This is a genomic window from Bradyrhizobium sp. Ses1 (assembly GCF_059512365.1).
This window is the reverse complement of record NZ_JCAMOQ010000224.1, coordinates 1-428: the sequence shown is the minus strand read 5'-3', so window position 1 is coordinate 428 and position 428 is coordinate 1. Positions and strand designations below refer to the sequence as shown.

The following is a 428-nucleotide window of genomic DNA, read 5'->3' as shown; positions in this document are numbered from 1 at the left end:
TAGGCTGTGTGGACTCTTGGGATTCTCAAATCAGACGGAACGTGATTCAAGGCTTTCTTTTAGGAGGAAGCCTTGGGGGTTCTGGATCGGCTCGTTCTGAACGACACGCAATGGGACCGTATCTCCGGCTTGATCATCGGTCGGCCGGACCAGCGTGGTTCGACAGGCCGCGACAACCGGATGTTTGTCGAGGGCGTGTTATGGATCGTGCGAACCGGTTCGCCGTGGCGTGATCTGCCCGAAGCGTTTGGCGAATGGAACAGCGTCTTCCGGCGCTTCAGCCGGTGGAGCGCCAAGGGGGTCTGGCTACGTATGTTCGAAGCGCTCGCGGATGATCCGGACTTCGAATATCTGATCGTTGACTCCACCATCGTCCGCGCCCACCAGCACGCCAGCGGCGCAAAAGGGGGGCTCAAAATCAGGCCATC

The 428-nt window shown here is 59.1% G+C and carries 1 protein-coding gene; it reads left to right on the top strand.

Annotation, left to right across the window (positions count from 1 at the left end; all coding sequences use genetic code 11):
• Nucleotides 1-72: 72 nt before the first annotated feature.
• The coding region (locus AC5ZG5_RS46460; protein ID WP_496165599.1) for an IS5 family transposase at nucleotides 73-428 on the top strand (356 nt) is incomplete at its 3' end.